Consider the following 24,802-nt stretch of genomic DNA (forward strand, 5'->3'; position numbering starts at 1 on the left):
ATGAGTCCATGGATACTCCCGAACTTGTTTGTTCTTCGTGTGGGCGGACGTACACCGATCAGTGGCGATGTGAGTGTGGTGGCGTCCTTGACTTCACTCACCAACCGCTTCCGGCATCCGACCGGCCAGACCCCGGTCAGTTCGATACCCGAGACGGACTCTGGTCGTTCGACATGTTCATTCCGGTTGAGAAAGGCGTCTCTCTCGGCGAAGGAATGACGCCGCTGGTTTCATCATCGACATGGGATGCTCAGTTTAAACTCGAATACGTCTCGCCAACGGGCAGTTTCAAAGATCGGGGTGCGACCACGACAATCAGCCACGCAATTGCGTGTGGCGCGGATCGAGTCGTCGAAGATTCATCGGGGAACGGAGGGGCTGCCATCGCAACCTATGCGGCTCACGCTGGACTCGACGCAGAGATTTACGTTCCGGCCTCTGTAAGAGAGGGGAAGCTACGAGGAATCGAACGGGTCGGTGCCACACCGATTCGAATCGAAGGCGGACGCCAAGCCGCGACCGATGCATGCATCGAGGCTGTCGAATCGGGCGATGCATGGTACGCAAGTCACTCGTGGAGTCCAGCGTTCTCTGCTGGGACGGCGACGTTCGCGTATGAAGTCACACTCCAACGTGACTGGAACGTCCCTGACGCGATCGTGATGCCACTCGGCCATGGAACGCTGTTCCTGGGCGCGTACCGTGGATTCAAGGCGTTGTCCGAAGCAGGGTGGATTGATACAGTGCCACGTCTGCTCGGCGCGCAAGCCGCAGGATATGCCCCGATTGCGAGCGAACTCAACGCAGTCCCCGAGAGCGAGAACGATGTCGCAGATGGCGTCCATATACGGGAGCCAACACGAAAACAACAACTCCTGAATGCGATTGCTGAGACCGACGGTGATGCGATTGCGATCACGGAAGATGATGTGCAAACAGAGTTAGACCGGCTCCACTCACACGGGTTCTACGTGGAACCGACCTCAGCGATCGCTCCTGCGGCACTTGCGGCGTATCGAGAACGCGGAACGCTTGGGCCAGATGCAGACGTGGTGATGCCACTCACAGGGCATGGGTTAAAGATGTAACCAGACGGTACGCTCGTCGATACGTTCGCACACCTACCGAACGGCTATTCCAGCGAGACACTGTTGGAACGATAGGATTGCAACAGGGCCTACCGGGAGTACCGTCGTGGGCGTGACTCGATGCACCCACTTCCTGCTACCCGGAGCGATGACCGGCCACGAGAACTACCGTATCCGGGTTCCATGCAGAGAAACGATAACACATAACTTGGAAAACAAGATCGCGCGTCGTCACCTCCAATCTCCGCTGACTGGAAGCAGCAACCACCGCATGCAACGGAAATGTATTAACAACAGTACCCATGTTATCCTGAAACACCAAATCATAATTTGTTGTCACTTTGCAAACGAGAACGGCCGGGCGGTAACTATATTGCCTGGCCTCGAGACACGCCATACAGAGTTATGGAGCCTAGCGATAGCCTGCCCACTCAGGCAGACACCGTCATCGTCGGTGCTGGAATCGTCGGTTGCAACATCGCCTATCAGTTGACGGCGCTCGGCCGGGAAGACGTGGTCGTAGTCGATCAGGGGCCGATGCCCACCACGGGCGGATCGTCGACGCACGCCCCCGGAATCATGTTTCAGACCGCAGAGCCGAAGGTTCTCAGTCAGTTTGCGGATTACAGTCGCCGTCTGTACTCGGACCTCGAGGGAGCGGACGGGCACCAGGCGTACAACGAGACGGGCGGCATCGAAGTCGCTCGCAGCGAGGAACGCATGGACTTTCTCCAGCGTCGCGTCGAACACGCTGAGGCCTGGGGAATCGAGGACCCGCAGTTGCTCTCGCCCGAGGAAGTCACCGAGCATCTCCCGCTGGTCGACGCTGACCAGATCAAGGGCGGCTACTACTCGCCAACGGACGGCCAGGTGTCGGGCGTCGTCGCCTGCGACGCGCTGGCCAGAGAAGCCATGGACCGCGGTGCGCAGTTCGTTCCCCACACGCGCACGGAGGACGTACAGACCGAGGACGGCTCTGTCCAGGCCGTCGTGACGGAAAATGGTAGTATCGAGTGTAACGAGGTCGTCGTCGCGACGAACATCTGGGCCCGACAGCTCGGCGAGAAGCTCGGCGTTCACCTGCCGGTAACGCCCGTCGAGCACCAGTACACGGTGACGGAATCGCTCGACGAACTGGCCGACAGCGCGGTCGACATCACCGACCACCCGCTGTTCGAGAACTACGAGAACGTCTCCGGCGAGAAGGCCAAGCGGCTCCTCGTGAGTCCCGACCGGCCGATCCTCCGCGACCAGGACAACGCGATGTACTTCCGGAACCACGGGGACGCCTACGGCATCGGCTCGTACAACCACGAGCCCATCGTGCCCGACCCACAGGAGCTCGGCGGGAACGACCCGGACGGCGAACAGGGGTCCGTCCACGAGTTCACCGACTATCACATGGACAACGCGACCCATCCGGACCGGCCGGACAAGGCCCCGCGACAGGCCAGCGACGAGCTGCTTCCCGCGACGGCCGGCAAGGAACTCGAACACAAGTACAACGGGATGTTCGCGGAATCGCCGAACGGGCTCCCCGTGATGGGGCCCGTCCAGGAGTACGACGGGCTCTGGACGGCGGCGGCCATCTGGGTCACCCACGCCGGCGGTGCCGGGAAGGCCCTCGCCGAGTGGATGGAACACGGCGTCCCGCGACTGCCCGACGGACCCATCGACCTCGCCCACTGCGACGTGAACCGGTTCGACGACCACGAGGGGAGCTGGGACTTCGCCCGAGACATCGGCGGTGAGGAGTACCGCATCGTCTACAACATCATGCACCCGAAGTGGGTGTGGACCGACAAGCAGCGAGAGATCCGTCGCACGCCGATGTACCACACGCACAAGGAGTACGACGCCGAACTGTGGGCTGAAGCCGGCTGGGAGGAACCCCACTGGTTCGACTCCAACGCCGACTTGCTGGCGAGGTACGGCGACCGGATTCCCGAGCGCGAAGGGTGGGAGGCGAAGTACTGGTCGCCAATCGAGGGCGCTGAGGCGCTGAACGTCCGGGAGAACGTCGGGCTTCACGACATGACCTCCTTCAACAAGATGGAGGTCATCGGGAGCGACGCCGGCGAGTTCGTCCAGTACCTCTGTACGAACGACATGGACATCGACGTGGGCGACGTGAAGTACACGCTGATGTGCAACGAGGGCGGCGGTGTCCGGGCCGACATCACGGTCACCCGGACCGACGAGGACCGCTACCTCCTACTGACGACGGGGCGCGAGGTCGGGAACAACCACGTCGCGTGGGTGCGCGAGCAGTCCCCCGACGACGTGGTGGTCAACGACGTGACCTCCAGTCTGGCGGCGATGGTCTGCACCGGGCCGAACGCCCGGAAGGTCCTGTCGAAGGTCACCGACGTCGACCTCTCGGACGACGCCTTCCCGTTCTTCACGAGCCAGCAGTTCTTCGTGAAGAACGTCCCCGTCACTGCGCTTCGGGTCTCCTATGCGGGAGAACTCGGCTGGGAGTTCTACACGCCCTCGGAGTACGGCGAACGCCTCTGGGAGCACATTTTGGAGGCCGGAGAGGAGTACGGGATCCGTCCCTACGGCAACGGCGCGCTGGACTCGCTCCGAATCGAGAAGGGATTCCGCCTCTGGGGGGAGGACCTCCACACGGAGCACAACCCCTACGAGGCCGGCCTCGGCTGGGCCGTCGACCTCGAAACCGACTTCATCGGGAAGGAGGCCGTCGCAGCGGCGGCCGACGGTGACAACATCGACCACAAAGTCGCCTGCCTGACTCTCGACGATCCGGACGCCGTCGTGCTCGACGACAGGCCGGTGTACGACGGCGACGAAGTCATCGGCTACCTCCACAGCGCCGAGTACGGCTACACCGAGGGTGCCTGCGTCGCGTACACGTACCTCCCGCCGGAGTACGCCGAACCCGGAACCAGCGTCGAGATCCTCTACGAAGGCGAGCGGTACGACGCGACCGTTCGCGAGGAACCGCTCGTCTCCTGAGACTGGACGACGAACACCAGGTACCGTCCCTGGCGGCCGTTTTTTACAGTGACTGAGCCCAGTAGACGCGCGCCCCGCAACGCGCTGTCGGCACGGGATAAATGGGTGTACTACCAATGGGAAATGGTCATGTGGATAACGTGTGCAGAAACACACGCATGACAAGGTGGAGTGTATCCAATGACGATATTGCGCCAGTAAGTCCAGACATTACCGACGAAACGAACGCACTTCCGGCAAAATACTTTACAGAGCCGGATATTCATGAACTCGAAAAAGAGAAAATATTCGGTCGATACTGGGTCTACGCCGGACACGCGAACGCAATTTCGGAGACGGGAGCGTACTTCACGCGGACTATCGGCGACAAGCAAGTGATCATCGTCCGTGACCACGACGACGAGGTCCGCGCGTTCTTCAACGTCTGTGCACACCGCGGTTCGAAGATGGTCGAAGATACGCCCATGACCAATCCCGGAAACATGGGTCGCATCCGCTGTCCGTATCACATGTGGTCGTACGACCTGGACGGCGACCTCGAAAGCACGCCAAAGAGCTTCGAGGAGGCGGGGCTCAACCCGGAGCTGGACGACGACGAGGTCTGCAGTCTGGATGCGGACGAAAACGGTCTCAACGAGGTCCAGACCGACCAGATCGGACCGTTCGTCTTCCTCAACTTCGCCGACGACCCGATGCCGCTGGCCGAGCAGGCGGGGTCGCTGAAAACAGAGCTGGAAGACATGCCTCTTGAGGAGTACGAACACGCGGCGCGGTACGTGTCGGAAGTCGACTGCAACTGGAAGACGTTCGCCGGCAACTACTCGGAGTGCGACCACTGCCACGCCAACCACCAGGACTGGATAACCGACATCGAACTCGACGAATCCAACCTCGAAGTCAACGACTACCACTGGATCCTGCACTACACCCACGACGAAGACGTCGACGACGAACTGCGCATTCACGAAGAGAAAGAGGCGAAGTTCTACTACTTCTGGCCGAACTTCACGGTGAACATGTACGGGACGGCCGACGGGTACGGGACGTACATCATCGACCCGATCGAGGAGGGCCGGTTCCAGTTGATCGCCGACTACTACTTCAGTTCCGCAGAGATGACTGACGACGAAAAGGAGTTCGTTCAGACGAGCCGCCAACTGCAGGAAGAGGACTTCGAACTCGTCGAACGCCAGTACGAAGGGCTGCAGTCGGGAGCGCTTGCTCAGGCACAACTGGGACCGAACGAGCACACCGTCCACAAACTGCATCGTCTCGCACAGGAGGCCTACGAAGCGTGAGTTCGGTGTCACGGACAGATCAGCGAGCGGACGTGCCGTTCGTCGCGCGGTCGACCGAGACAGGTGACCGCATCGAAGCGTCGACGGCCAACGAGGTGGTCGCGGTCTATCGACGCCAGCAGGGACTGCTGGACACGGATCTCGAATGGGTCTTCGCGGATCATCAGGCTGTCAGTGAGGCTCCGGACTCGGACAGTCTCGAAACTGTCCTCCAGGCGCTAGACGAGTCCTTCCAGAACGGGGTTCCGCTTGGGATCCTCACCGCCGCGATGAGCAAACAGGGCTGGACCGTCGGTGACACGGTCGCCGAGGTGTACGACTTGCGGATGGAGGGGGCGCTCTGGGAACCGCGCTCCGATCACCTCCGGCCGGTCTGACGGGTCGAAAACCATCATCTCGGTCGCGATTTCCTGCGGCGGGCTACTCGGTTCCTGGGACACGCACAGCAGCAGCCGCGTCGTTTCTCACTCCTGCTGTCTCGACTCGGATACCAGAAACTGTTAGCTGTGTAGAATACTGTGGTTCGACGTGACCCGTACTGCAAACCACCTCGTCACGAACCCTCATTTTGCCAAATATCCGAGATAGGAGCGCTCTACCCCCAGAAAATGTGAATCGAATATTCGGTCCATCGGTGTTTTTATACTTGTGACAGAAGCAGTCTCGAACGAGATACATGAGCACAGAGACTCCCCCTTCTCGGGCGGATACCGTCATCATCGGTGCCGGAGCCGTCGGGTGTAGCGTCGCGTATCACCTGACGGAACTCGGCGCGGAGGACGTCGCCGTCATCGACCAGGGACCGCTCCCGGTCACCGGTGGTTCGTCCGTTCACGCGCCCGGCATCATGTTCCAGACCTCGCCGTCGAAGATTCAGACGAAGGCGGCCCATTACACCAGTCGATTGCTTTCCGATGCGGGCGTCTACGATGAAGTCGGAGGCATCGAAATCGCCCGCAGTGAGGAACGAATGGACTTCCTCCGGCGGCGCGTCGAGTGGGCCACTTCCTATGGCTTGCCAGAACCGCAACTGCTCTCACCAGAGGAAGTAACCGAACACCTCCCGCTGGTCGACGAAGACGAAATCCTCGGCGGCTACTACTCTCCGACCGACGGGCGCGTCGACGGCATCGGTGCGCTCCAGTGGTACATGGAGAACTCCTCGGCGTCGTTCTACGGGAACACGGAGGTCACTGATCTGGACGTCTCGGGCGGCGAAATCAACGCCGTCGAGACGGACCAGGGTCGCATCGACTGCGATCGAGCGGTCATCGCGACGAACAACTGGGGCTACCAGACCGGCCAGCTCGCCGGGCTCGACCTGCCGATCGCGCCGGTCGAACACCAGTACGTCGTCACAGAACCGATGGAGGAACTCGCCGACGCAGAGACCTCGGTCGGTGACAACACGACCGGGCTGGAGGTGCCCGGCGACCGCTCCATCGCGGAGTACATGAGCGAGGGGCCACACCAGCCGGTCGGCCGCGACCAGGACCACTCGCTGTACTTCCGAACCCACGGCGACGCGCTCGGACTCGGATCCTACAACCACGAGACGCTCTCGGTGGACCCCGAGGCGATGGGCAAGAACTCCGAGGAGCACCAGGCCTCAGTTCGCGGGTTCACGAAGGAACACTGGGAGACGCCGACCCACCGCGGACGGGACAAGTCCGCCAAGCAGGCCTTCGACGAACTGTTGCCGGCGACCCAGGACGTAGACTACGAGGCGACCGAGAACGGCATCTTCGTGTTCACGCCCGACGGCATGCCGGCCGTCGGCGAGACGGCACAGGTCGACGGGCTCTGGACCGGACTGGCCATCTGGTGGACCCACTCCGGCGGGTACGGCCGCATACTCGCAGAGTGGATGGAGAACGGCACGCCCCGACTGCCGTCCGGACCGGTCGATACCGGTGGCATTCACGTCCGTCGATTCGAGCCTCACGCGGGCGAGAAAGGCTACTTCGTCGACCGCGGAGCCAAGCGCTACGAACAGGTCTACAGCATCGTCGAACCGCGCTGGCAGCCCGACGACCACCGGCCGCTCCGGACGAGTCCGTTCTACCACCAGCAGAAGGAACTCGGCGCGGAGTTCTACCAGAGCGGCGGCTGGGAGACCCCGCAGTGGTACGAGTCCAACAGCGACCTGGTCGAGCGCTACGAGGACCGGATCCCCGACCAGGACGGCTGGCAGGGCATCAACCGCTCGAAGATCGAGGCCGCAGAGCACCTCCACACCCGCGAGAAGGTGTCGATGTTCGACATGACGACGTTCAGCTCGATCATGGTCGAAGGCGAGGGGAGCCAGGCGTTCCTCCAGCGGGTCTGCAGCAACGACATGGACATCGAGACCAGGCAGGTCCGCTACTCGCTGTTGCTGAACGAGGGCGGCGGCATCCTCGCGGACATCACCGTCGTCAAACTCGACGACGAGGAGTTCATGGTCACGACCGGCGGCGGCAACTCCCCCGGCATCCACGGCGGCCACCTGGAAGACGAGGCCCCCGAGACGGTGTCGGTCCACATCGAGGAGGGCGCGAAATCGACGATCGGCCTCTGGGGTCCGAACGCCCGGCTCTTGCTCCAGCGGTGTACCGACGCGGACGTGACAAACAGCGGCTTCCCGTACTTCCGTGCCAAACAGATGTACGTCGGCGACGTGCCGGTCATCGCCCTGCGGGTTTCCTACGTCGGCGAACTCGGCTGGGAGCTGTGGGCTCCCACGGAGTACGGACAGCGACTCTGGGAGACACTCTGGGAGGCCGGCCAGGACCTGGGCGTCCGACCGATGGGCGGCGGCGCGCTCAGTTCCATGCGCCTGGAGAAGGGCTTCCGGCTCTGGGGGACCGACATCGACACGGACTCGAACCCCTTCGAGGCCGGCCTGCCCTTCGCCGTCGACATGGACACGGAGTTCATCGGCAAGGAGGCGCTGGAGACCGCTCGACGTGAGGGCATCGACAGCAAGATCACGCCGCTCACGCTGGACGACTCCACTGACATCGTGCTCAGTGGCCGCCCAGTGCTGAAAGACGGGGAGGCAATCGGCTACGTACAGGCCGGGAATTACGGCTACAGCATCGGCGAATCCATCGCCTACACCTACGTCCCGACCGAGTACGCCGAAGCCGGCACCGCGGTCCAGATACAGTGTGAGGGAGAGACCTACGACGCGACGGTGCGGGACGAACCGCTGTTCGACCCCGCTCGAGAGCGCATCCTCAGATGATGCACCAGCGCACCGAACCAACGACGTCGGGATAAGACCCGACACGACACGAACACATGACACAAACCGAATCGGAGACGCTACCGTTCACGTACGCAGAGATCGAACGAGCCCGCGAACGCCTAGACGACGACACCGTCGTCAAGAAGACGCCGGTCGAGCGAAGCACGTCGCTCGGGAGCTTCGTCGACGCCGAGGTGTACCTGAAGATGGAACACCTCCAGTGGACAGGGTCGTTCAAGACGCGCGGTGCGTACAACAAGATTTCACAGGACGTTGAAGACGGCGTCGAGGAGTTCGTCGCCGCCAGCGCCGGCAACCACGCGCAGGGCGTCGCCCTCGCCGCGACGAAATGCGGGGCCGACTCGACGATTTTCATGCCGGAGAACGCGCCGCAGGCGAAAGTGGATGCCACCAGAGGGTACGGCGGGACCGTCGAACTCGTCGGCAATGACTTCCAGGAGACGATGTCTCACGCCCAGGGCGTCGTCGAAGAGACCGACGCCGCGTTCGTGCACGCCTACGACGACCTGGACATCATCGCCGGACAGGGAACCCTCGGCACGGAGATGTACCACGACTGCCCCGACGCCGATACGGTCGTCGTCCCTATCGGTGGCGGCGGACTCATCAGCGGGGTTTCGACCGCGATCAAGCACCTCTCGCCCGAGACGCGCGTCGTCGGTGTCCAGGCGACCGGGGCGGAAACCGTCCACGAGAGCCTCGACAAGGGGATCCCGGTCGTTCTCGACGAGGTCGACACGATCGCCGACGGCATCGCTACCGGCGGTATCTCCGAGACGACACTGAACATCATCGAGGAGAACGTCGACGAGGTCGTAACGGTCTCGGACACCGATATCGCACAGGCGATACTCCTGTTGATGGAACGGGCCAAACAGGTCGTCGAAGGGGCGGGGGCCGCCTCCGTGGCCGCCATCCTGAGCGACAGCCTCGACGTGTCGGGCGAAACGGTAATGCCGCTGCTCTGTGGCGGCAACCTCGACATGACACAGATGCGTGAGGTTCTCATCCATGCGCTGACGGAACGTCAACAGCTCCTCCAACTCCGGGTTCGTATCGACGACCATCCCGGTGTGATGGAGGAGATCTCGGGCGTTATTGCCGAGCAAGGAGCGAACATCCACGACGTACGCCACGAACGGTCCGTCGACAATCTGGAGATCGGGGAGGCCTACCTCGTGTTCAACGTCGAGACGAGCGGTGCCGAGCACGCACAGGCGATCATCACGGCGATTCGCGACGCGGGATACCCCGTCGACAACGTGGCGCGGAAAGCGTAACGCGTCGCAGTGTCGGCTGGGGTCGCTCAGACCGAAGATTCGACGCTCGAGTGGGGGAAACCTATAACAGGTTTGTGGGGGAAATACGAGTGAGTCAGGTACCATGTACGACCACATACTCGTCCCGTACGACGGTAGCGATGAGGCCCAGAAGGGAGCAGAGCACGGAATCGAACTCGCCGCCGCGCTCGGTGCGACGGTCCACGCACTGTACGTAATCGACCTGCCGGGCACGCCCCGCGCGCTTTCGCTTAGAGACGACGAAGAGGAGATGCGCGAGGAATATCGGGAGTACGGGGAGGAGATCCTGTCGAACCTCGGTGACGTCGCCAGAGAACACGGGGTGGACTACGAGACGCACTTCCGGAGCGGGGGACCGAGCGAGGAAATCGTCGACTTCGCCGAGCAAGAGGGCATGGACGCAATCGTCCTGGGGTCGGCGTTCCGCGGGAAGCTCGGGAATCTGCTCGGTGGAACGACGGACAGGGTCGTCCGGAGTTCGACCGTCCCAGTCATCAGTCAGCGGATGAGCATGGACGAAATTTGACCGCGGTCACGCAGCTACCAACCTGGTCTCTCTGATGTAGATCACCAGGCTCGCGCTGAGAAAGCTGAATCCCGCGAGCCGAAAGTCTCCCGCCGTCATCCCGACGAGTCCGACGCCCATGAGGAGTGCCGCCACTGCGGCCGCCCCCGTCGCCAGTAGCTGTCCCATAGTAGCAGTTAGGCAGGAATCCGAAATAAAAACGCGCATCTACGCTGGGAAGGAGCGACCGCGTCGGCGGTGGCAACCACAATATGACAGATGTCCTATATTTGTCCCGAGGCGGACCAGTACAACGCTTCAGTCCGTCAAATATTGGGTTCTAAAGTGAACTTTTATTAGACTTGCATTACTGGATAAGTATGAGAGTGTATAGCACATAAAGACACGTTCGAGTGCGGGCACCCAGTCCCGCCGGATCGAGTACAGTGCGACAAACGTGATGCGGGTGATGCAGACATACTGCGCCGGGATGGCTTGCATGACGGTTGCGACGCACTACAACACACCAAGACCGTGACCACGACAATGAGACAACACAGACCAGTACCGCGTTCGAGAGGGGTAACGTATGCCAGACAGTGACGACTCTACCGGGGGGATGTCGGAGGGGCTGCAGGTAGAGCTGTTTCACCCGGAGTCCGACCGCGAACCCGGTGATACGAACATCCAGGCAGCCGGCTTCGACATCCATCCAGTAGTCTTCCCGGTGGCACTGGCGATAATTGCGCTGTTCATCGCAGTGACGGTACTGATGGGTGACGCCGCGTCGTCCGCGTACACGTGGCTGTTCAACTTCATCGGAGACACGTTCGGCTGGTTCTACCTGCTCGCGGTGAACGTGTTCATCGTCACTTTGCTGTACTTCGCCTTCAGCAAGTACGGCAACATCAAAATCGGTGGCGTCGAGGCCGAAAAGGAGTTCAGCGACTTCTCCTGGATGGCGATGCTGTTCAGCGCCGGCATGGGGATCGGTCTCATGTTCTTCAGCGTCTCGGAGCCGCTGTACTACTTCCAGAACCCCCCGAGTTTCTTCGGGGCAGAGGCCGGGACCGGTGCGGCAGCGTCCGCCGCGATGGCACAGACCTTCTTCCACTGGGGCTTTCACCCGTGGGCGGTGTACGGACTCGTGGGACTGGGCCTCGCGTTCTTCTCGTTCAACCGCGGGCTCCCGCTCACCTTCCGGTCGATATTCTGGCCCCTGCTGGGCGAGCGGATCTACGGCTGGCCGGGCCACATCATCGACCTCGTGACGGTGTTCGCGACGCTGTTCGGACTGTCGACCTCGCTGGGACTCGGTGTCGCACAGATCAACACGGGGCTCTCCTACGTGGGCGGAGACATGCTCGGGGCGGTGAGTATTCCGACGGGGACCTGGCCCCAGGTCGCGCTCATCGGGATCATCACGCTCATCGCGACCGCCTCGGTTGCGGCGGGCCTCGATAGCGGTGTCAAGCGCCTGAGTACGCTCAACCTCTACCTGATGTTCGCACTGCTCGCGTTCCTCGCTATCGTGGGTCCGACGGTGTACATCTTCGGTACCTGGGTGGAGGGTCTCGGCGCGTACTTCGGAAACATCCTCGCGCTCGGGTTCTTCACTGGGACGCTCGGCGAGGCAGCGAACGGCACCCCCACGGCCTGGACGGTGTTCTACTGGGGCTGGTGGATCGCGTGGTCGCCGTTCGTCGGGATGTTCATCGCGCGAATTTCGAAGGGGCGGTCCGTCAGGGAGTTCGTCCTTGGCGTGCTGTTCCTCCCGTCGCTGTTCTCCACGCTCTGGCTGTCGGTGTTCGGCGGCAGCGCATTGTTCAATTCCCTGGTCGGGAACGGACAGGCACTGGCGACCTACAACGAGCTCGGCCAGACCGTCGCGATGTTCGCCCTGCTGGAGCAGTTCCCGCTCGGCGTGGTGAGCGGACTGCTCGCGACCATGCTGGTCATCACGTTCTTCGTCACGTCGTCTGACTCCGGGTCACTGGTCATCGACCACCTGACCTCGGGCGGGAAACACGACGTTCCGCGAGCGCAACGGATCTTCTGGGCCGTCACCGAAGGCCTGGTCGCGTCCATTCTGCTCATCGGTGGTGGGCTGACGGCACTCCAGACGGCCGCGATCACGACCGGACTCCCGTTCGCGTTCATCCTGTGCCTGATGTGCTATACGGTGTATCTGGGCCTCGACAACGAGTACCAGATACTCGAGTCCGAGGAGTTCGCAGAAACCATCCAGGACCTCTCTGAACGGGAGGACATGGATATCGTCACTTCCGGCGACGAGATGGTGACGGACATCTCCGACCGCAGTGACGACACTCCGACGAGCACCGATTGAGGCGCTTACTTTCTGCGTTTTCCACCCACCAGATAGCCACGGCACTCTCCGGAATCAGGGGGCGAGATCAGTTAGCGGCCGTCCAGTTCTGTCTCCACCGTCCGCTCGGAGTGGATCCAGACTCGTGCAGCACCGCCGATGCCGAACGCGGCGATGGCGAGACTGGACGCGATACTTCCGACGGCCGAAAACAGGACCCAGGAAACGGCACTGAGCGAGGCTCCGATGAGTACCCCATACCAGGGGCGACGGCTACGCAGGACGTCAGTGAGCAGCGTGCCGACGACGAGAAACCCGAACGCGGTGAGTCCCAGGACGAGCACACTCCCGATGAGGATAGCGGTCCGCACCAGCGCGCCACCAGCCACACTGTGCCGTGCGAACGTCGTCGCCCCGTACAGACTCACGACCCCGACGATCACGTACCCCGCGACACCGTAGATGATGGCGGTCGCCGGACTGTTCAGAATCGCATCGGTGGACTCGTCGACGTATCCTCGTCGCAGTTTGAGCACCGATGCACCGATTACGAGAACGAGAACGAACGAAACGAGTCCCCGGAGCGGCCTGGACAGTTCGCTGGCGACACTCGCGTCCAGTTGTGCCACGACAGGTGTCCCGAGAGCCACCGTGAATCTCGGCACACTGACAACTGCCTCACAGCTCATACGGGACATTCCGTGGGTAGCCGTGAAAAGCTACCGACCACCCGGTGCGCGGCGTCGGCGCTGCCCGGACACGGAATCTTGCGACGTGTCGCTGAATCCAGTCACAGCGAGTTCGCGAGGCCTCGCAGTGGCCGCCCGTCAGTAGTACTTCCACTCGTCGTCGGTGCCGCCCTGTGTGACCCCGTCGTCTTCCGGAGTCTCCTCCGATTCGTCGGGCCAGCGGATACCGTCTCCCGTGAGGCTCTTGTACGCGAACGCCCCAAGGGCGACCAGCAGTAACACGAGAACGAGGGTCCCAGCGAGGGCCGCAATCTGCCCGACGGATTCGAGTAAGCCCGCTCCGAGCTGTACCTGGAACAGGAACATACCGTACGAACGGACCGGACGGCTATCAGTGTTGTTGCGGCTCGGACGCCCTCGGTGCCGTCGCTGCGACCGTCTCGAGCACCGCGTTGTTCTCGGAGACATCGTGGACTCTGACGGCGTCGACCCCCCGTTCAGCGGCCAGCGCTGTCGTTGCCAGCGTGGGCGGGAGCCTGTCCACGCTCTCGCCGCTGATGTCGGAAAACATCGATTTCCGGGAGTGACCGAGGAGTACCGAACAGCCGAGGGCGTGGAACTCGTGGAGTCGGTCGACGAGTTCGAACGATTCGGCGGCGTCCTTGCCGAAGCCACAGCCGGGATCGACGATCACCTGTTCGCGGTCGATGCCCGCCTGCTCGGCCAGCAGAATCTGTTCGCTGAGGTTTCGAAGCACGTCGTCGACGACGTCGTCGTAGGTCACGGACCGGCCCGGGTCGACTGGTGCGGAGAGGCTGTGCATCAGGATTATCGAGGCGTCGTGGTCAGCGACGACGAACCGCATTTCGGGATCCGACAGCCCCGACACGTCGTTGACGATTTCGGCACCGGCATCCAGCGCCGCGTCCGCGACGGCGGCTTTTCGGGTATCCACGGAGACAGTCGCATCGAGCGACGAAACGGCCCGGATAACGGGCACAACCCGGTCGATCTCCGTTTCGACGGGCACCGGATCTGCCCCGGGGCGGGTGCTCTCACCACCGATATCGATGATGTCAGCCCCGGACTCGATCATCTGTTCTGCGTGACTGACCGCGCGGTCGAGTCGGTTGTACTCGCCGCCGTCGTAGAAACTGTCAGGCGTTACGTTGAGAATACCCATCACGGCCGGTTCGTCGCCGTCGAAGGGCGGTTGAAACGACTCCGCAGACAGCGCGTCTTCGATCTGCGTGGCGAGTCGACTCAGCCCGAACCCAGCCGACGACAGTCGGTCGATGAGCCGCTGAAACTGTCCCGGCGTTCCCGATAGCGTCGTGTCGACGAGCTTCTCCGGCATCCCGACGGTCGCGCAGGTGCAGGTCCCACCACAGGCCTCGAACTGCTGTTTCACGGCGTCCGCCTGGTCGCGGCGCAACGTGACCGAAACACACTGGCGGCTGTCGGATCCGCTCGCAGATCCGCTGGTCCCGCCGAGAGACGCCCGCTGGAAGTCCTCTTTGGGGACGACCAGTCGGCTCCATCGGTCCCGGGCTTCGGCAACTGCGTAGAGCGACCCGGTCACGAGGACGAAGTCGTCATCGTCGGCCATCTCTATCGCTCGCTCGGTGGCTTCGGAAACGGATTCGACCTGTTGGATCCGAGCCGCGTGCCCCTCGAATGCGGTAGCGAGTGACGACGTACTCGCCGCTCGGTCGATACTCGGGCGTGCGGCAAACGCTGTCTCGACGGCCGGGAGCGTCGCGATCATCTGCTCGTATTCCTTGTCACGCATCGCAGCGAAGACGACGTGCAGGTCGTCGTACTCGTACCGCTCGAGGAGCGCGGTCAGCGTCTCCATCGCGCCGGGGTTGTGCGAGCCATCGAGGACGACCATCGGGTCCGTCGACCGGACTTCGAACCGACCCGGCAGCGACGCGGCCCGCAGTCCCTCCGAGATCGTCTCCGTGTCGACGTCGACGAGTTGGCGGGCCAGCGTCGCGGCGACGCCGGCGTTCTCGGCCTGATGCTGGCCGAGCAGTTTGAGGTTCGTTTCGAGCGACCAGTCCGGTCCCGTGAGTGAGATGCGGTTCTCGATCGCCGAGCGCATGCCGTTCTCGACGGCTGTGACGTCGGCCCCCTCGCCGCCGACAGTGACGGTGTCCGTGAGCGCCTGGATCGCATCGAGGGCAGCGCCGGTCGTTCCTGTCACGAGCGGGGCGTCCCGAGGCGCGACCTGCGCTTTGTCGCGGGCGATCTCCTCGACTGTATCGCCGAGTAGCTCAGTGTGCTCCAAACTGATACTGGTGACAGCACTCGCCACCGGGTCGACCGCGCTCGTGGCGTCGTACCGCCCGCCGATACCGACCTCCAGAACGGCAACATCGACGTCCTCAACGGCGAAGTGGTAGAGTGCGAGTGCAGTGAGTACCTCGAAATGTGTCGGCTCGTCGTCCTCGGCGGCCAGGCGGTCGATACAGGGCTCGATCTGTTCGACGAACTCCACGACGCGTTCTTTCGGAATCCGGCCGCCGTTGACGGTAATTTGCTCTCGAAATCCGTTCAATCCCGGCGAGGTGAACAACCCAACATCGAGGCCCGCGGCTCTGAGTACACTCTCGGTCATGCGAGCGGTACTACCCTTTCCGTTCGATCCGGCGATCTGAACACTGTCGAAACTGTCGTTTGGATCCCCGAGGTGTGAAAGCATCCGCGCCGTCGTGTCGGTCCCAAGCTTGGGCCGCCGCCGCTGTAACGACTGCAGGTAGTCCGCCGACTCGTGGTACTCCATACCATATTTGGGGGGCGGCGGCCTGATTAATTTATCGCCAGCGACCCCACGCTCGATAGCACGGTATTTTTTGCGCACGCCCAGAAAAGCAACGTATGGGCGAATCGAAACCAGTCAACCTCGCAGCAGCGGAGCCGTACGTCAGGTCCTTCGAGTCACGAGTGCGAACCGTCGACGGACGGACAGTCACGCTCGACGAGACGTATTTCTACGCGGAAGGCGGCGGACAACCGGCCGACACGGGGACGCTCGCCGGCGTCGACGTGGTCGATGTCCAGAAACAGGAGGGCGTGACCGTCCACAGGCTCGCGTCCGAACCCGACGCCGAAGCGGGTGACACAGTTCGCGGCGAGATCGACGATTCGGCACGGACCTACAGTACGCGGGCCCACACCGCGAGTCACGTCATCTACGGAGCGGGGCGGAAACTGTTCGACGATCACGCGTACGGGGGGTTCGATATCGGTGAGAACACCATCCGGCTGGATTTCGAGACGACGGACGGCGACGACGTGAACCCGCTTTCCTTCCAGCGGATGGCTAACGAAACGGTCTGGAACGATCTGGACGTGGACTGGTACGAGATGGACGTCGAGGCCGCGAGCGAGCGAGATGACATCGTGTTCAACCTCGGTGACGACGCCGACCCGACAGACGCCGTGCGTATCGTCGAGATCGGGGACTGGGACATCGCCGCCTGTGGCGGCACGCACGTCCGGACCACAAGTGAGATCGGCCCGATAGAAGTCCTCGACGTCTCCAACCCCGGCGCGGATCTCGTCCGCGTCGAGTACGCCGTCGGCTCGTCGGCGATCGAGCGACAGATCGACAAAACGCGCAACGCCACCCAAGCGGCGGCTGTCCTCGATACGAGCGTTGACTCTCTCGCACGACGGGCGGAGCAACTGCTCGAGGAGAAGCAGGCACTGCAGCGCGAACTCGACGAACTCGGCGAGAAACTCCTCGACGCCCGGTTAGCGGCGCTGGCCGAAGACACATACCGTCGGGACGGCGACGAGTGGCTCGTCGGTACTGTCGACGCGGTCGATCCGAACACCGTCGCGGACCGCGTCGGCTCCCGAGCAGATCTCGGTGCTGACATCGTCGCCCTCGCCGGACAGGACGGGACGACGTTCGTCGTCGTCGGGACGGACGGCGAAACGGACGCGAACACCGTTATCGACGACGTGACCGAGGAGTTCGGCGGTGGCGGCGGCGGCCAACTGACCCTCGCACAGGGCGGCGGATTGGACGCTGAGCCCGAGGCCGTCGTCGAGTATCTGCGAGACGACTGAACGGTCTAGTCGGCTCGCGAGAAACCCAGTCGTATAACCGAAACTACACAATGTGGAAATCGGTCGTCTCGAACACATCCTATCCCGGTAGTGTCAGGTACACTAACATTATTACGACGGTGCAGGGAAGGACTAATCGAGATGTCTTCACAGGACGAGCAATCCCCGGCAGAAGAGACGCAAGATCCGATTCCAACGGACTACGATATCGCCCAGTCGACCGATATGGAACCGATCTGGGAGCTGGTCGAGCCGTGGGGGCTCGGGCTCGACGACCTCCAGTACTTCGGCGAATACACTGCGAAAGTCAAACAACACGCCATCGAGCGCCTCCGTGAGCAGGCCGAAAACAAGGAGCAGAACCTCGTTCTGGTAACCGGGATGACGCCGACCCCGAAAGGCGAGGGGAAGACGGTAACGACTGTCGGCCTCGGGCAGACGCTCAATCACGTCGGCGAGGAAGCGATGATCGCGATTCGAGAGCCGTCGCTCGGCCCAGTGTTCGGCGTCAAGGGCGGTGCAGCAGGTGGCGGCCGGTCACAGGTACTGCCGATGGAGGACATCAACCTCCACTTCACTGGTGACCTGCACGCGCTCACGTCCGCGCACAACCTCATCGCGGCGATGCTGGACGCGAAAATCTCGCAGGGAGACGACATCGATATCGACATCAACAACGTCGAATGGCCGCGGGCGATCGACATGAACGACCGCGCGCTCCGAGAGACGGTCGTCGGCCTCGGCGGCAAGACAGGCGGGACTCCGCGAGAGGACAACTTCATCCTCACCGCCGCTTCGGAACTGATGGCCGTGCTCTGCCTGGCCACCGATATCGGCGACCTCAAGGAACGAGTCAGCCGTATCATCGTCGCCTACGACGAGGACGGCGACCCGGTCACGGTCGACGACATCGAGGCGACCGGCCCCGCAACGATGCTGCTCCGGGACGCCATCAAGCCGAACGTGGTCCAGACCATCGAGGGCACGCCGGCGCTGGTCCACGGCGGTCCCTTCGCCAACATCGCCCACGGGACCAACTCGCTGGTCGCCGACAAGACCGCATTCGGCATGGGTGACTACCTCGTCACCGAGGCCGGCTTCGGGTCCGACCTCGGCGCAGAGAAGTTCATGGACGTCGTCTGTCGCATGGGCGATATGACGCCGAACGCCGTCGTCCTCGTGGCGTCCGTTCGCGCACTCAAGTACCACGGCCTCGATCAGTGGCCGGTCGACTACGACGAAATCGACGAGGCCGGCGTCGAAGCCGTCGAGGCCGGCTTCTCGAACCTCGACAAGCACGCGAAAAATCTCCAGAAGTTCGGCGTCCCGGTCGTCGTCTCCATCAACCGCTTCCCCGACGACACCGACGAGGAGATTCAGGCCGTGCTGGATCACTGCCGCGATGACCTCGGCGTCCGTGCCGCAGAGTCGAACGTCTTCTCCGACGGGAGCGAAGGCGGCGTCGACCTCGCGGAGAACGTCATCGCGGCGACCGAGGAGAGCAACGAGGAGGACTTCCAGATGCTGTACGACGAGGAGGACAGCATCAAGGAGAAGATTCACACCGTCGCGACCGAGATCTACGGTGCTGACGACGTGAAATACACCGGGAGCGCGCTCGACGATATCGAGCAGATGAACGAGCTCGACTTCGACGACTACCCGGTGGTCATGTCCAAGACGTTCCACTCGCTGAGCGACGACGCGAGCCAGAAGGGCGCGCCGGAGGGCTGGGAGCTCGAAATCAGCGAAGTGTACCCGTCCGCCGGAGCTGGCTTCCTCGTCGCCCTCACGGCCGACGCGCTGACGATGCCCGGCCTGCCGGCCCGACCGGCCGCCGCCGATATGGACATCGACGAAGACGGCAACATCTCCGGATTGTTCTAACGGTCCGGACACGCGGCCCAGCTCTTCTTTCGCGGCGTAGCGTTTTCCGTTTTCATCGGCCCCCAGTAACGGTATCCGTGCGTATCGCGGTAAGCTTCCCTTATCAAAGCCGGCAGAATTGAGGGTACAGGTCCTTCGGTGCCCGACCGGCAAAATCTGACATCGGCAGCGCGAGAAGCGCTGCGTCCGGAGCTGTTAGCAGATCAACCATGATACCACATACCGTGATACTACTCCAGGCAGCCGGTGAGGTGACACGACCGTCGTTCTGGCGTATCGGACCGATACAGAAAGCAATCTTCTACTATCTCGCCGCCCTCGCAATCGCTGTCTTTCTCGTGAGTAGCTATCGCCGAGTGCAGCAGTATCTCGACGGCGGGCCAGACGAGTTTCCCCGACGTGACGACCTGCCGCGTCGGGTGGTCAGCGCTTCGAGGGCAGTCCTTTCGAATCGGCCGCTCTTCGAGGGTGATCTCGTCGCCGGAGCGATGCATGCGATGATCCTCTGGGGGTTTCTGACCCTGCTCATCGCCACGACGATCCTGGGTATCGACATGGACCTGTACCGCCCACTCACCGGCGATTCGTTCTTCGTGGGCCAGTTCTACCGCTCGTACTCCTTCGTCGTCGACGCAATGGGGCTGCTGTTCGTCGTCGGTCTCGGCGTCGCACTCTATCGTCGGTACGCCGCCAGAACCGACAGACTCCTGAGCCGACACACCGGCCTCGAAGACGACCTCTTTCTGTGGACCCTGTTTTTCCTCGGTATCGGGGGCTATCTCACCGAGGGAATCCGCATTCTGGGACTGGGATTCCCCAGCTTCGAGACTGTCAGTTTCGTCGGCTGGGGGCTCGCGATCGCCCTCGAAGGTGCGGGAGTGACGCCACAACTCGCGGCGACAGTGTACCCCGTTATCTGGTGGTCCCACTCGCTGCTCGCGCTCGTGTTCGTCGCGGCGATCCCGCAGGGGAAGCCGTTTCACATGCTCGCCTCGTTCGCTAACGTCGTTGCCCGTGACGACGACGCAGGCCGGCGACTGCCCGGCATCCCGTCGGACCTAGAGGCGACGAACGCGGCCTCGATAGACGATTTCACGTGGAAGGACCGACTCGATCAGGACGCCTGCACCAAGTGTGGGCGCTGTTCCTCGGCCTGTCCGGCCAACGCCTCCGGGCGCGACCTCGATCCGCGGAACGTGATCCTCGATCTTAAGGGCTATCGCGAGGATCGAAACGCGGGCGGCGAGCCTATCCCAATTGTCGCTGATGGTGGGACGAGCGTTATCGATAGCCAGACAATGGAGTCGTGCATGGCCTGTATGGCCTGTATGGATGCCTGTCCGGTGGACATCGAGCATCTGAAGTCGTTCACACGGCTGAACCGGCAGCTGGTCGACGAGGGCGACGTCGACGCAAATCTACAGGACACCTTCCAGAATGTGATGCAGGACGGCAACACCTTCGGGAACCCACAGCGCGACCGCGGGGCGTGGACATCGGAACTGGAGTTCGATGTTACGGACGCCCGCGAAACCGAGGTCGAATACCTCTGGTACGTCGGGGATTACCCGAGCTTCGACGAGCGAAACAAGGCCGTGGCACGTTCGCTGGCGACGCTGTTCGATCACGCCGACGTGGAGTACGGGATCCTCTACGACGACGAACAGTACGACGGGAACGACATCCGACGCGCCGGCGAGGAGTTCCTCTTCCTGCAGCAGGCCAGCCACCACGTCGAGACGTTCGAGGACTGCGAGTTCGAGAAGATCGTCTGTACGGACCCCCATTCCTACAACACGTTCAAAAACGAGTACCCCGAGGTGGACTTCGGGAAGTTCGCGGACGACCCGATGATGGACGCACCAGTCGACGGGTCCTGGGACGGCGCGCCCGTGTTCCACTGGACGCAGGTCGTCGAGGACCTGGTGACATCCGGGGCGCTCGGCCTCTCCGGCAACGAACTCGACTACACAGTCACCTACCACGACCCCTGCCATCTCGGCCGGTACAACGACGAGTACGCGGCACCGCGGGACTTGATCGAGGCGACCGGCTGTGACCTCGTCGAGATGCCCCGCAACAGGGACGATTCGTTCTGTTGTGGCGGCGGTGGTGGCGGCCTCTGGCTGGACTTCGACGACGAACCGAAGCCGAGTGAAGAACGGTTACGGGAGGCATTACAGGACACCACCGCCGGTCGTGCGGTCGAGAAATTCGTCGTGGCCTGTCCGATGTGCCTGACGATGTACGAGGACGGCCGCAAAACCGGCGGCTACGAGGACGAGATCGAGATCGTCGACGTGGCCGAGCTGCTTGTCGAAGCGGTCGAGGAGCAGTCGGACCGCGTCGAATCGCCCGTGCAACGACCGGCCGACAGTTAGCGGGCGAGATCGACTTTCGGCGATAGCGAGGCGATCAGCGTTCCGCGTTTGCGACCGCGTCTTCGAGCGCAGCCTCTCCAGTCGCTTCTAACTCGTCCGCCCGCTGGGATAGCTCTGCCACAACCGATTCGTCGTCTATCATGTCGAGATTGGCCCGAACAGTCGAGACCGACGCCTGCAGTGCCGCCAACGCGAGCAGTGCCCCGACAGCCGCGTCGGGGACGGCGACAGGCGTCCCCTTCGCAGTGACAGTTCGAGCCTGCTCGAGGACGTCGAGACAGACCTCGGCCGCCTCCAGTGGGACCTCTGAGGAGCGTTTCGCGGCCGCCTGAATTTGGGAATCATCACCGGTCTCAAATGCGGCCCCGACCGCATCGACCGCTGCCGCGTCCTCGTCGGCGAGGTCGAGCAGCCGTTCCCGGTGGTCGGTCAGCGCGTCACCGATCTCCCGTAGCTCACCCGCCTCCCGTTCAGACATATCCGTGCCCAGAGTGTGGATACAGACCATTTCACAGAGTGCCGCGCCCATCGCCCCGCCGACGGCCGCGACCGCACCGCCGCTGGGAGTTACCTGTCCCGAGGCAACGTCGTCGAGAAACTCGCCAATGGACTGGTCTGCGAACGTCATCGGTCGTGTTTCGAACTGGTCGCCGATAGTGATTCACTGTTCATATCGTGGCGGTCTCAACGCGTTTGCCTAAGAGTTTCCGTGGACGTGTTCGGCCGCGATATGTGACGGCCCGTCCCAATAGTTATGCATCGACTGTGTCAATCAGTGCCAATGTCCGCGTACGAACTCGTCGAGCCTGCGACGGTACCGACCGACCAGTTCAACACCTGCGATACCGAGGTCCGGAAACTCACGGCCCCACTCGGCTGCGAGAAGATGCGGGTAAATCAGGTCATCGTCGAACCGGACACGGTGACGACGCCGCACACGCACGACGGCCAGGAAGAGGTGTTCGTCGCGACGACCGGCGGACAGATAGCGATCGAAGGCGAGGTACACGAGGTCCCCGAGGGTGGCGTGGTCCGCGTTCATCCGGACACGGTTCGGAATCTCTGCAACCACACTGACGAGACACACGTGTGGCTCGCCATCGGCGCGCCGCCTGTGGGAACCGTCGAAAATTTCGGAGAGTACGTCGTCGAGGAGTAAGTTCGGGTGGTCAGCTTGTCAGCACAGTTTGTCCGACGCCCGTGAGTGGGTGCTCGCTTCGGTGGAAGCGAACAGCCGGCCGTCTCAGGACGTGCTGTCCAGCGCGTCGTTCAACTCCGGCACGACCTCGTGCAAATCGCCGACGACAGCGTAGTCGGCCTTCTGCATGATGGCCGCCTCCGGGTCGGTGTTGATCGCGAGGATGTTGTCCGCACCCTTACAGCCCACCATGTGCTGGACTGCACCGCTGATGCCACAGGCGACGTAGAGATCCGGGCTGATTTTCGTCCCCGTCTGTCCGATCTGGTCGTCGTGTGGTCGCCAGCCCTCGTTGACGGCGGCCCGCGATGCACCGACGGTGCCACCGAGGCTGTCTGCCAGCGTCTCCAGTTTGTCGTAGTCCGCTTCGCCGCCGACGCCGCGTCCGCCACCGACGACGACGCGGGCCTCGCCGAGCGAGACACCGGTTTCGTCGGACTCTTCGACGCGGTCGACGCTGACCCGAAACGCGCGTTCGTCGAGCGTTGGCTCGAACGGCTGGACAGCGGTATCGGCGGCCTCGGCCGCCGTTTCCGGCGAGAATTCGTGTGCCGCTGCGGTCAGCAGTTTCGTGTCGCCGTCCAGACGCGCGTGTTCGACGAGGCTGCCGCCCCACCGCTGGCGCGACAGTTCGTACACGTCGCCCGGCTCGACGTCGAGGCAGTTGGCCGCCATCGGCAAGTCGCGTTTGGCTCCGACGTGGGCCAGTACCTCCTGTCCGCGGTCAGTCCCCGGTGCGACGACCGCCTCTGGATCAGTCGCGTCGAGCAACTGGACGATACTTTCCGCCCAGGCCTCGGGTGCGTAGGTATCCAGTCGCTCGTCGCCGACGCGGTGGACCGTCTCGACGCCGTACTCTCCGAGGTGGTCCTCGAGCGCCGACGCTTCAGCGCCGAACGCGACGGCGTCTACTGCTGTGTCGGTCGCCGTCGCCAGTTCCCGGGCCAGCGTGAGCGACTCCAGCGAGGCCTCTTCGGGGCTGCCGCCAGCGTGTTCGACAAAGCTCAGTATCACGGTCAGACCACCTCCAGGTCGTCACGAAGCAGGTCGACGACCGCGGGCACGGCGTCCGTTCCCTCGCCGAGAACCTCGGCTGCGCCGTCCGTGTCCGCCGGCGCTTCCAGCCGGACTTTCTCGATACCCCCGTCGAACTCACCGGCGACCGGGTCTCTGTGCTCGATGGATTGCTTGCGCGCCTGCATCTTGGCGCGCATGGAGGCGTAGCGGGGTTCGTTCATCCCTTCCTTCACCCCGACGGCCGCCGGGAGGTCGAGTTCGTACACCTCGGTCCCGCCGGTCACGTCGCGCTCGGCGACGGCTTTCCCGTCCGCAATCGTCAGATCCGTCACGCCCGCGACGAACGGGATGTCCAACTGTTCTGCGACGCGAATCCCCACCTGGTGGTTCGCCACGTCGGCCGACTCGTTGCCGAACAAGATGAGGTCGAAGTCAGGGTCGGTGTCGGAGTCACCACTCAGGGTGTCAGCGAGCGCGGCCGCCGTTTCGCGGGGCCGCCACTCCTCACCGTCGGTTTCTAGCAGCGTCGCCTCGTCGGCTGTCATCGCGAGCCCGGTCCGGAGCTGTTCCTCGGCATCCGCCGGTCCGAGCGACAGCACGGTTGCCGTGCCGTCGTGGTCGTCGGCCACCTGAATCGCTTCCTCGACGGCACACTCCTCGTGGGGCGATATCGTGAACCCCAGATGGCTCGTGTCTATGTGCTGTTCGTCGTCGGTCAGCGTTAGTTTCGCGCCGGTGTCCGGCACGCGCTTGATGCAAGCTACGGTGTCCATGTCCTGTCTCTCTTGATTGGG

Annotated in this window: 19 protein-coding genes; 12 read left to right on the top strand and 7 right to left on the bottom strand. The window is 62.9% G+C overall.

The genetic code is table 11. The annotated features are described in order from the left end of the window. The first annotated feature begins 8 nt into the window (after window positions 1-8). The 7 genes from ACOZ4I_RS13390 (at window position 9) to ACOZ4I_RS13420 (ending at window position 10,445) form a co-directional block, all read left to right on the top strand. The gene (locus ACOZ4I_RS13390) at window positions 9-1,088 is read left to right on the top strand and encodes a pyridoxal-phosphate dependent enzyme (RefSeq protein ID WP_424000338.1); all 1,080 of its coding nucleotides are present in this window, start codon (window positions 9-11) and stop codon (window positions 1,086-1,088) included. Between the two features lie 405 nt (window positions 1,089-1,493). Next, window positions 1,494-4,067: a GcvT family protein gene (locus tag ACOZ4I_RS13395; RefSeq protein WP_424000340.1), complete on the top strand. Its 2,574-nt coding sequence runs from the start codon at window positions 1,494-1,496 to the stop codon at window positions 4,065-4,067. 158 nt (window positions 4,068-4,225) lie between these two features. Continuing rightward, window positions 4,226-5,365 carry an aromatic ring-hydroxylating oxygenase subunit alpha gene (locus ACOZ4I_RS13400; protein WP_424004814.1) on the top strand — a complete coding sequence of 380 codons (1,140 nt, stop codon included), beginning with the start codon at window positions 4,226-4,228 and terminating at the stop codon, window positions 5,363-5,365. Next, window positions 5,362-5,742 carry a hypothetical protein gene (locus ACOZ4I_RS13405; protein ID WP_424000342.1) on the top strand — a complete coding sequence of 127 codons (381 nt, stop codon included), beginning with the start codon at window positions 5,362-5,364 and terminating at the stop codon, window positions 5,740-5,742. Before ACOZ4I_RS13400 ends, ACOZ4I_RS13405 begins: the two co-directional genes overlap by 4 nt. A gap of 299 nt (window positions 5,743-6,041) precedes the next feature. Continuing rightward, the gene (locus ACOZ4I_RS13410; RefSeq protein ID WP_424000344.1) at window positions 6,042-8,594 is read left to right on the top strand and encodes a GcvT family protein; all 2,553 of its coding nucleotides are present in this window, start codon (window positions 6,042-6,044) and stop codon (window positions 8,592-8,594) included. 56 nt (window positions 8,595-8,650) lie between these two features. Then, window positions 8,651-9,898 (top strand): threonine ammonia-lyase, encoded by a 1,248-nt coding sequence (gene ilvA / locus ACOZ4I_RS13415; protein ID WP_424000346.1) that lies wholly within the window; start codon window positions 8,651-8,653, stop codon window positions 9,896-9,898. 103 nt (window positions 9,899-10,001) lie between these two features. Further along, window positions 10,002-10,445: a universal stress protein gene (locus tag ACOZ4I_RS13420; RefSeq protein WP_424000348.1), complete on the top strand. Its 444-nt coding sequence runs from the start codon at window positions 10,002-10,004 to the stop codon at window positions 10,443-10,445. Window positions 10,446-10,451: 6 nt separating this feature from the next. On the opposite strand, the gene ACOZ4I_RS13425 is transcribed toward ACOZ4I_RS13420, so the two are convergent. Continuing rightward, entirely contained in the window at window positions 10,452-10,613 is a 162-nt protein-coding gene (locus tag ACOZ4I_RS13425; protein WP_424000350.1) for a hypothetical protein, read from the bottom strand. A 400-nt stretch (window positions 10,614-11,013) separates the two neighbouring features. On the opposite strand from ACOZ4I_RS13425, the gene ACOZ4I_RS13430 reads away from it, so the two are divergent. Continuing rightward, window positions 11,014-12,774 carry a BCCT family transporter gene (locus ACOZ4I_RS13430; protein ID WP_424000352.1) on the top strand — a complete coding sequence of 587 codons (1,761 nt, stop codon included), beginning with the start codon at window positions 11,014-11,016 and terminating at the stop codon, window positions 12,772-12,774. A gap of 71 nt (window positions 12,775-12,845) precedes the next feature. On the opposite strand, the gene ACOZ4I_RS13435 is transcribed toward ACOZ4I_RS13430, so the two are convergent. From ACOZ4I_RS13435 to folP, 3 genes are all read right to left on the bottom strand, one after another. Further along, window positions 12,846-13,382, bottom strand: a complete 537-nt coding sequence (locus tag ACOZ4I_RS13435; protein ID WP_424000354.1) for a hypothetical protein — start codon at window positions 13,380-13,382, stop codon at window positions 12,846-12,848. Window positions 13,383-13,580: 198 nt separating this feature from the next. After that, window positions 13,581-13,808 carry a hypothetical protein gene (locus tag ACOZ4I_RS13440; protein ID WP_424000356.1) on the bottom strand — a complete coding sequence of 76 codons (228 nt, stop codon included), beginning with the start codon at window positions 13,806-13,808 and terminating at the stop codon, window positions 13,581-13,583. A 25-nt stretch (window positions 13,809-13,833) separates the two neighbouring features. Beyond that, on the bottom strand, window positions 13,834-16,230 hold the full coding sequence (gene folP / locus ACOZ4I_RS13445; RefSeq protein ID WP_424000358.1) for a dihydropteroate synthase: 2,397 nt from the start codon (window positions 16,228-16,230) through the stop codon (window positions 13,834-13,836). Window positions 16,231-16,325: 95 nt separating this feature from the next. Here folP and ACOZ4I_RS13450 point away from each other — a divergent pair, with 95 nt between their 5' ends. The 3 genes from ACOZ4I_RS13450 (at window position 16,326) to ACOZ4I_RS13460 (ending at window position 21,793) form a co-directional block, all read left to right on the top strand. Continuing rightward, window positions 16,326-17,525 carry a DHHA1 domain-containing protein gene (locus ACOZ4I_RS13450; RefSeq protein WP_424000360.1) on the top strand — a complete coding sequence of 400 codons (1,200 nt, stop codon included), beginning with the start codon at window positions 16,326-16,328 and terminating at the stop codon, window positions 17,523-17,525. 141 nt (window positions 17,526-17,666) lie between these two features. After that, a complete protein-coding gene (locus tag ACOZ4I_RS13455; RefSeq protein ID WP_424000362.1) occupies window positions 17,667-19,412 on the top strand; it encodes a formate--tetrahydrofolate ligase in 1,746 nt (581 codons plus the stop codon). 209 nt (window positions 19,413-19,621) lie between these two features. After that, window positions 19,622-21,793 (top strand): heterodisulfide reductase-related iron-sulfur binding cluster, encoded by a 2,172-nt coding sequence (locus ACOZ4I_RS13460; RefSeq protein ID WP_424000364.1) that lies wholly within the window; start codon window positions 19,622-19,624, stop codon window positions 21,791-21,793. A 34-nt stretch (window positions 21,794-21,827) separates the two neighbouring features. Here the strand turns inward: ACOZ4I_RS13460 and ACOZ4I_RS13465 are convergent, their stop codons facing one another. Further along, on the bottom strand, window positions 21,828-22,421 hold the full coding sequence (locus tag ACOZ4I_RS13465) for a cyclodeaminase/cyclohydrolase family protein (RefSeq protein ID WP_424000366.1): 594 nt from the start codon (window positions 22,419-22,421) through the stop codon (window positions 21,828-21,830). A gap of 153 nt (window positions 22,422-22,574) precedes the next feature. Between ACOZ4I_RS13465 and ACOZ4I_RS13470 the strand changes: the two genes are divergently transcribed. Next, window positions 22,575-22,952 carry a hypothetical protein gene (locus ACOZ4I_RS13470; protein WP_424000368.1) on the top strand — a complete coding sequence of 126 codons (378 nt, stop codon included), beginning with the start codon at window positions 22,575-22,577 and terminating at the stop codon, window positions 22,950-22,952. 84 nt (window positions 22,953-23,036) lie between these two features. On the opposite strand, the gene ACOZ4I_RS13475 is transcribed toward ACOZ4I_RS13470, so the two are convergent. Then, window positions 23,037-24,005 (bottom strand): electron transfer flavoprotein subunit alpha/FixB family protein, encoded by a 969-nt coding sequence (locus tag ACOZ4I_RS13475; RefSeq protein WP_424000370.1) that lies wholly within the window; start codon window positions 24,003-24,005, stop codon window positions 23,037-23,039. 2 nt (window positions 24,006-24,007) lie between these two features. Beyond that, window positions 24,008-24,781, bottom strand: coding sequence for an electron transfer flavoprotein subunit beta/FixA family protein (locus tag ACOZ4I_RS13480; protein ID WP_424000372.1), 774 nt, complete (start codon window positions 24,779-24,781; stop codon window positions 24,008-24,010). Window positions 24,782-24,802: the final 21 nt, after the last annotated feature.

The sequence above is a fragment of the Haloarcula salina genome (genome assembly GCF_049603855.1).
GTDB classification, from domain to species: Archaea; Halobacteriota; Halobacteria; order Halobacteriales; family Haloarculaceae; genus Haloarcula; species Haloarcula salina_A.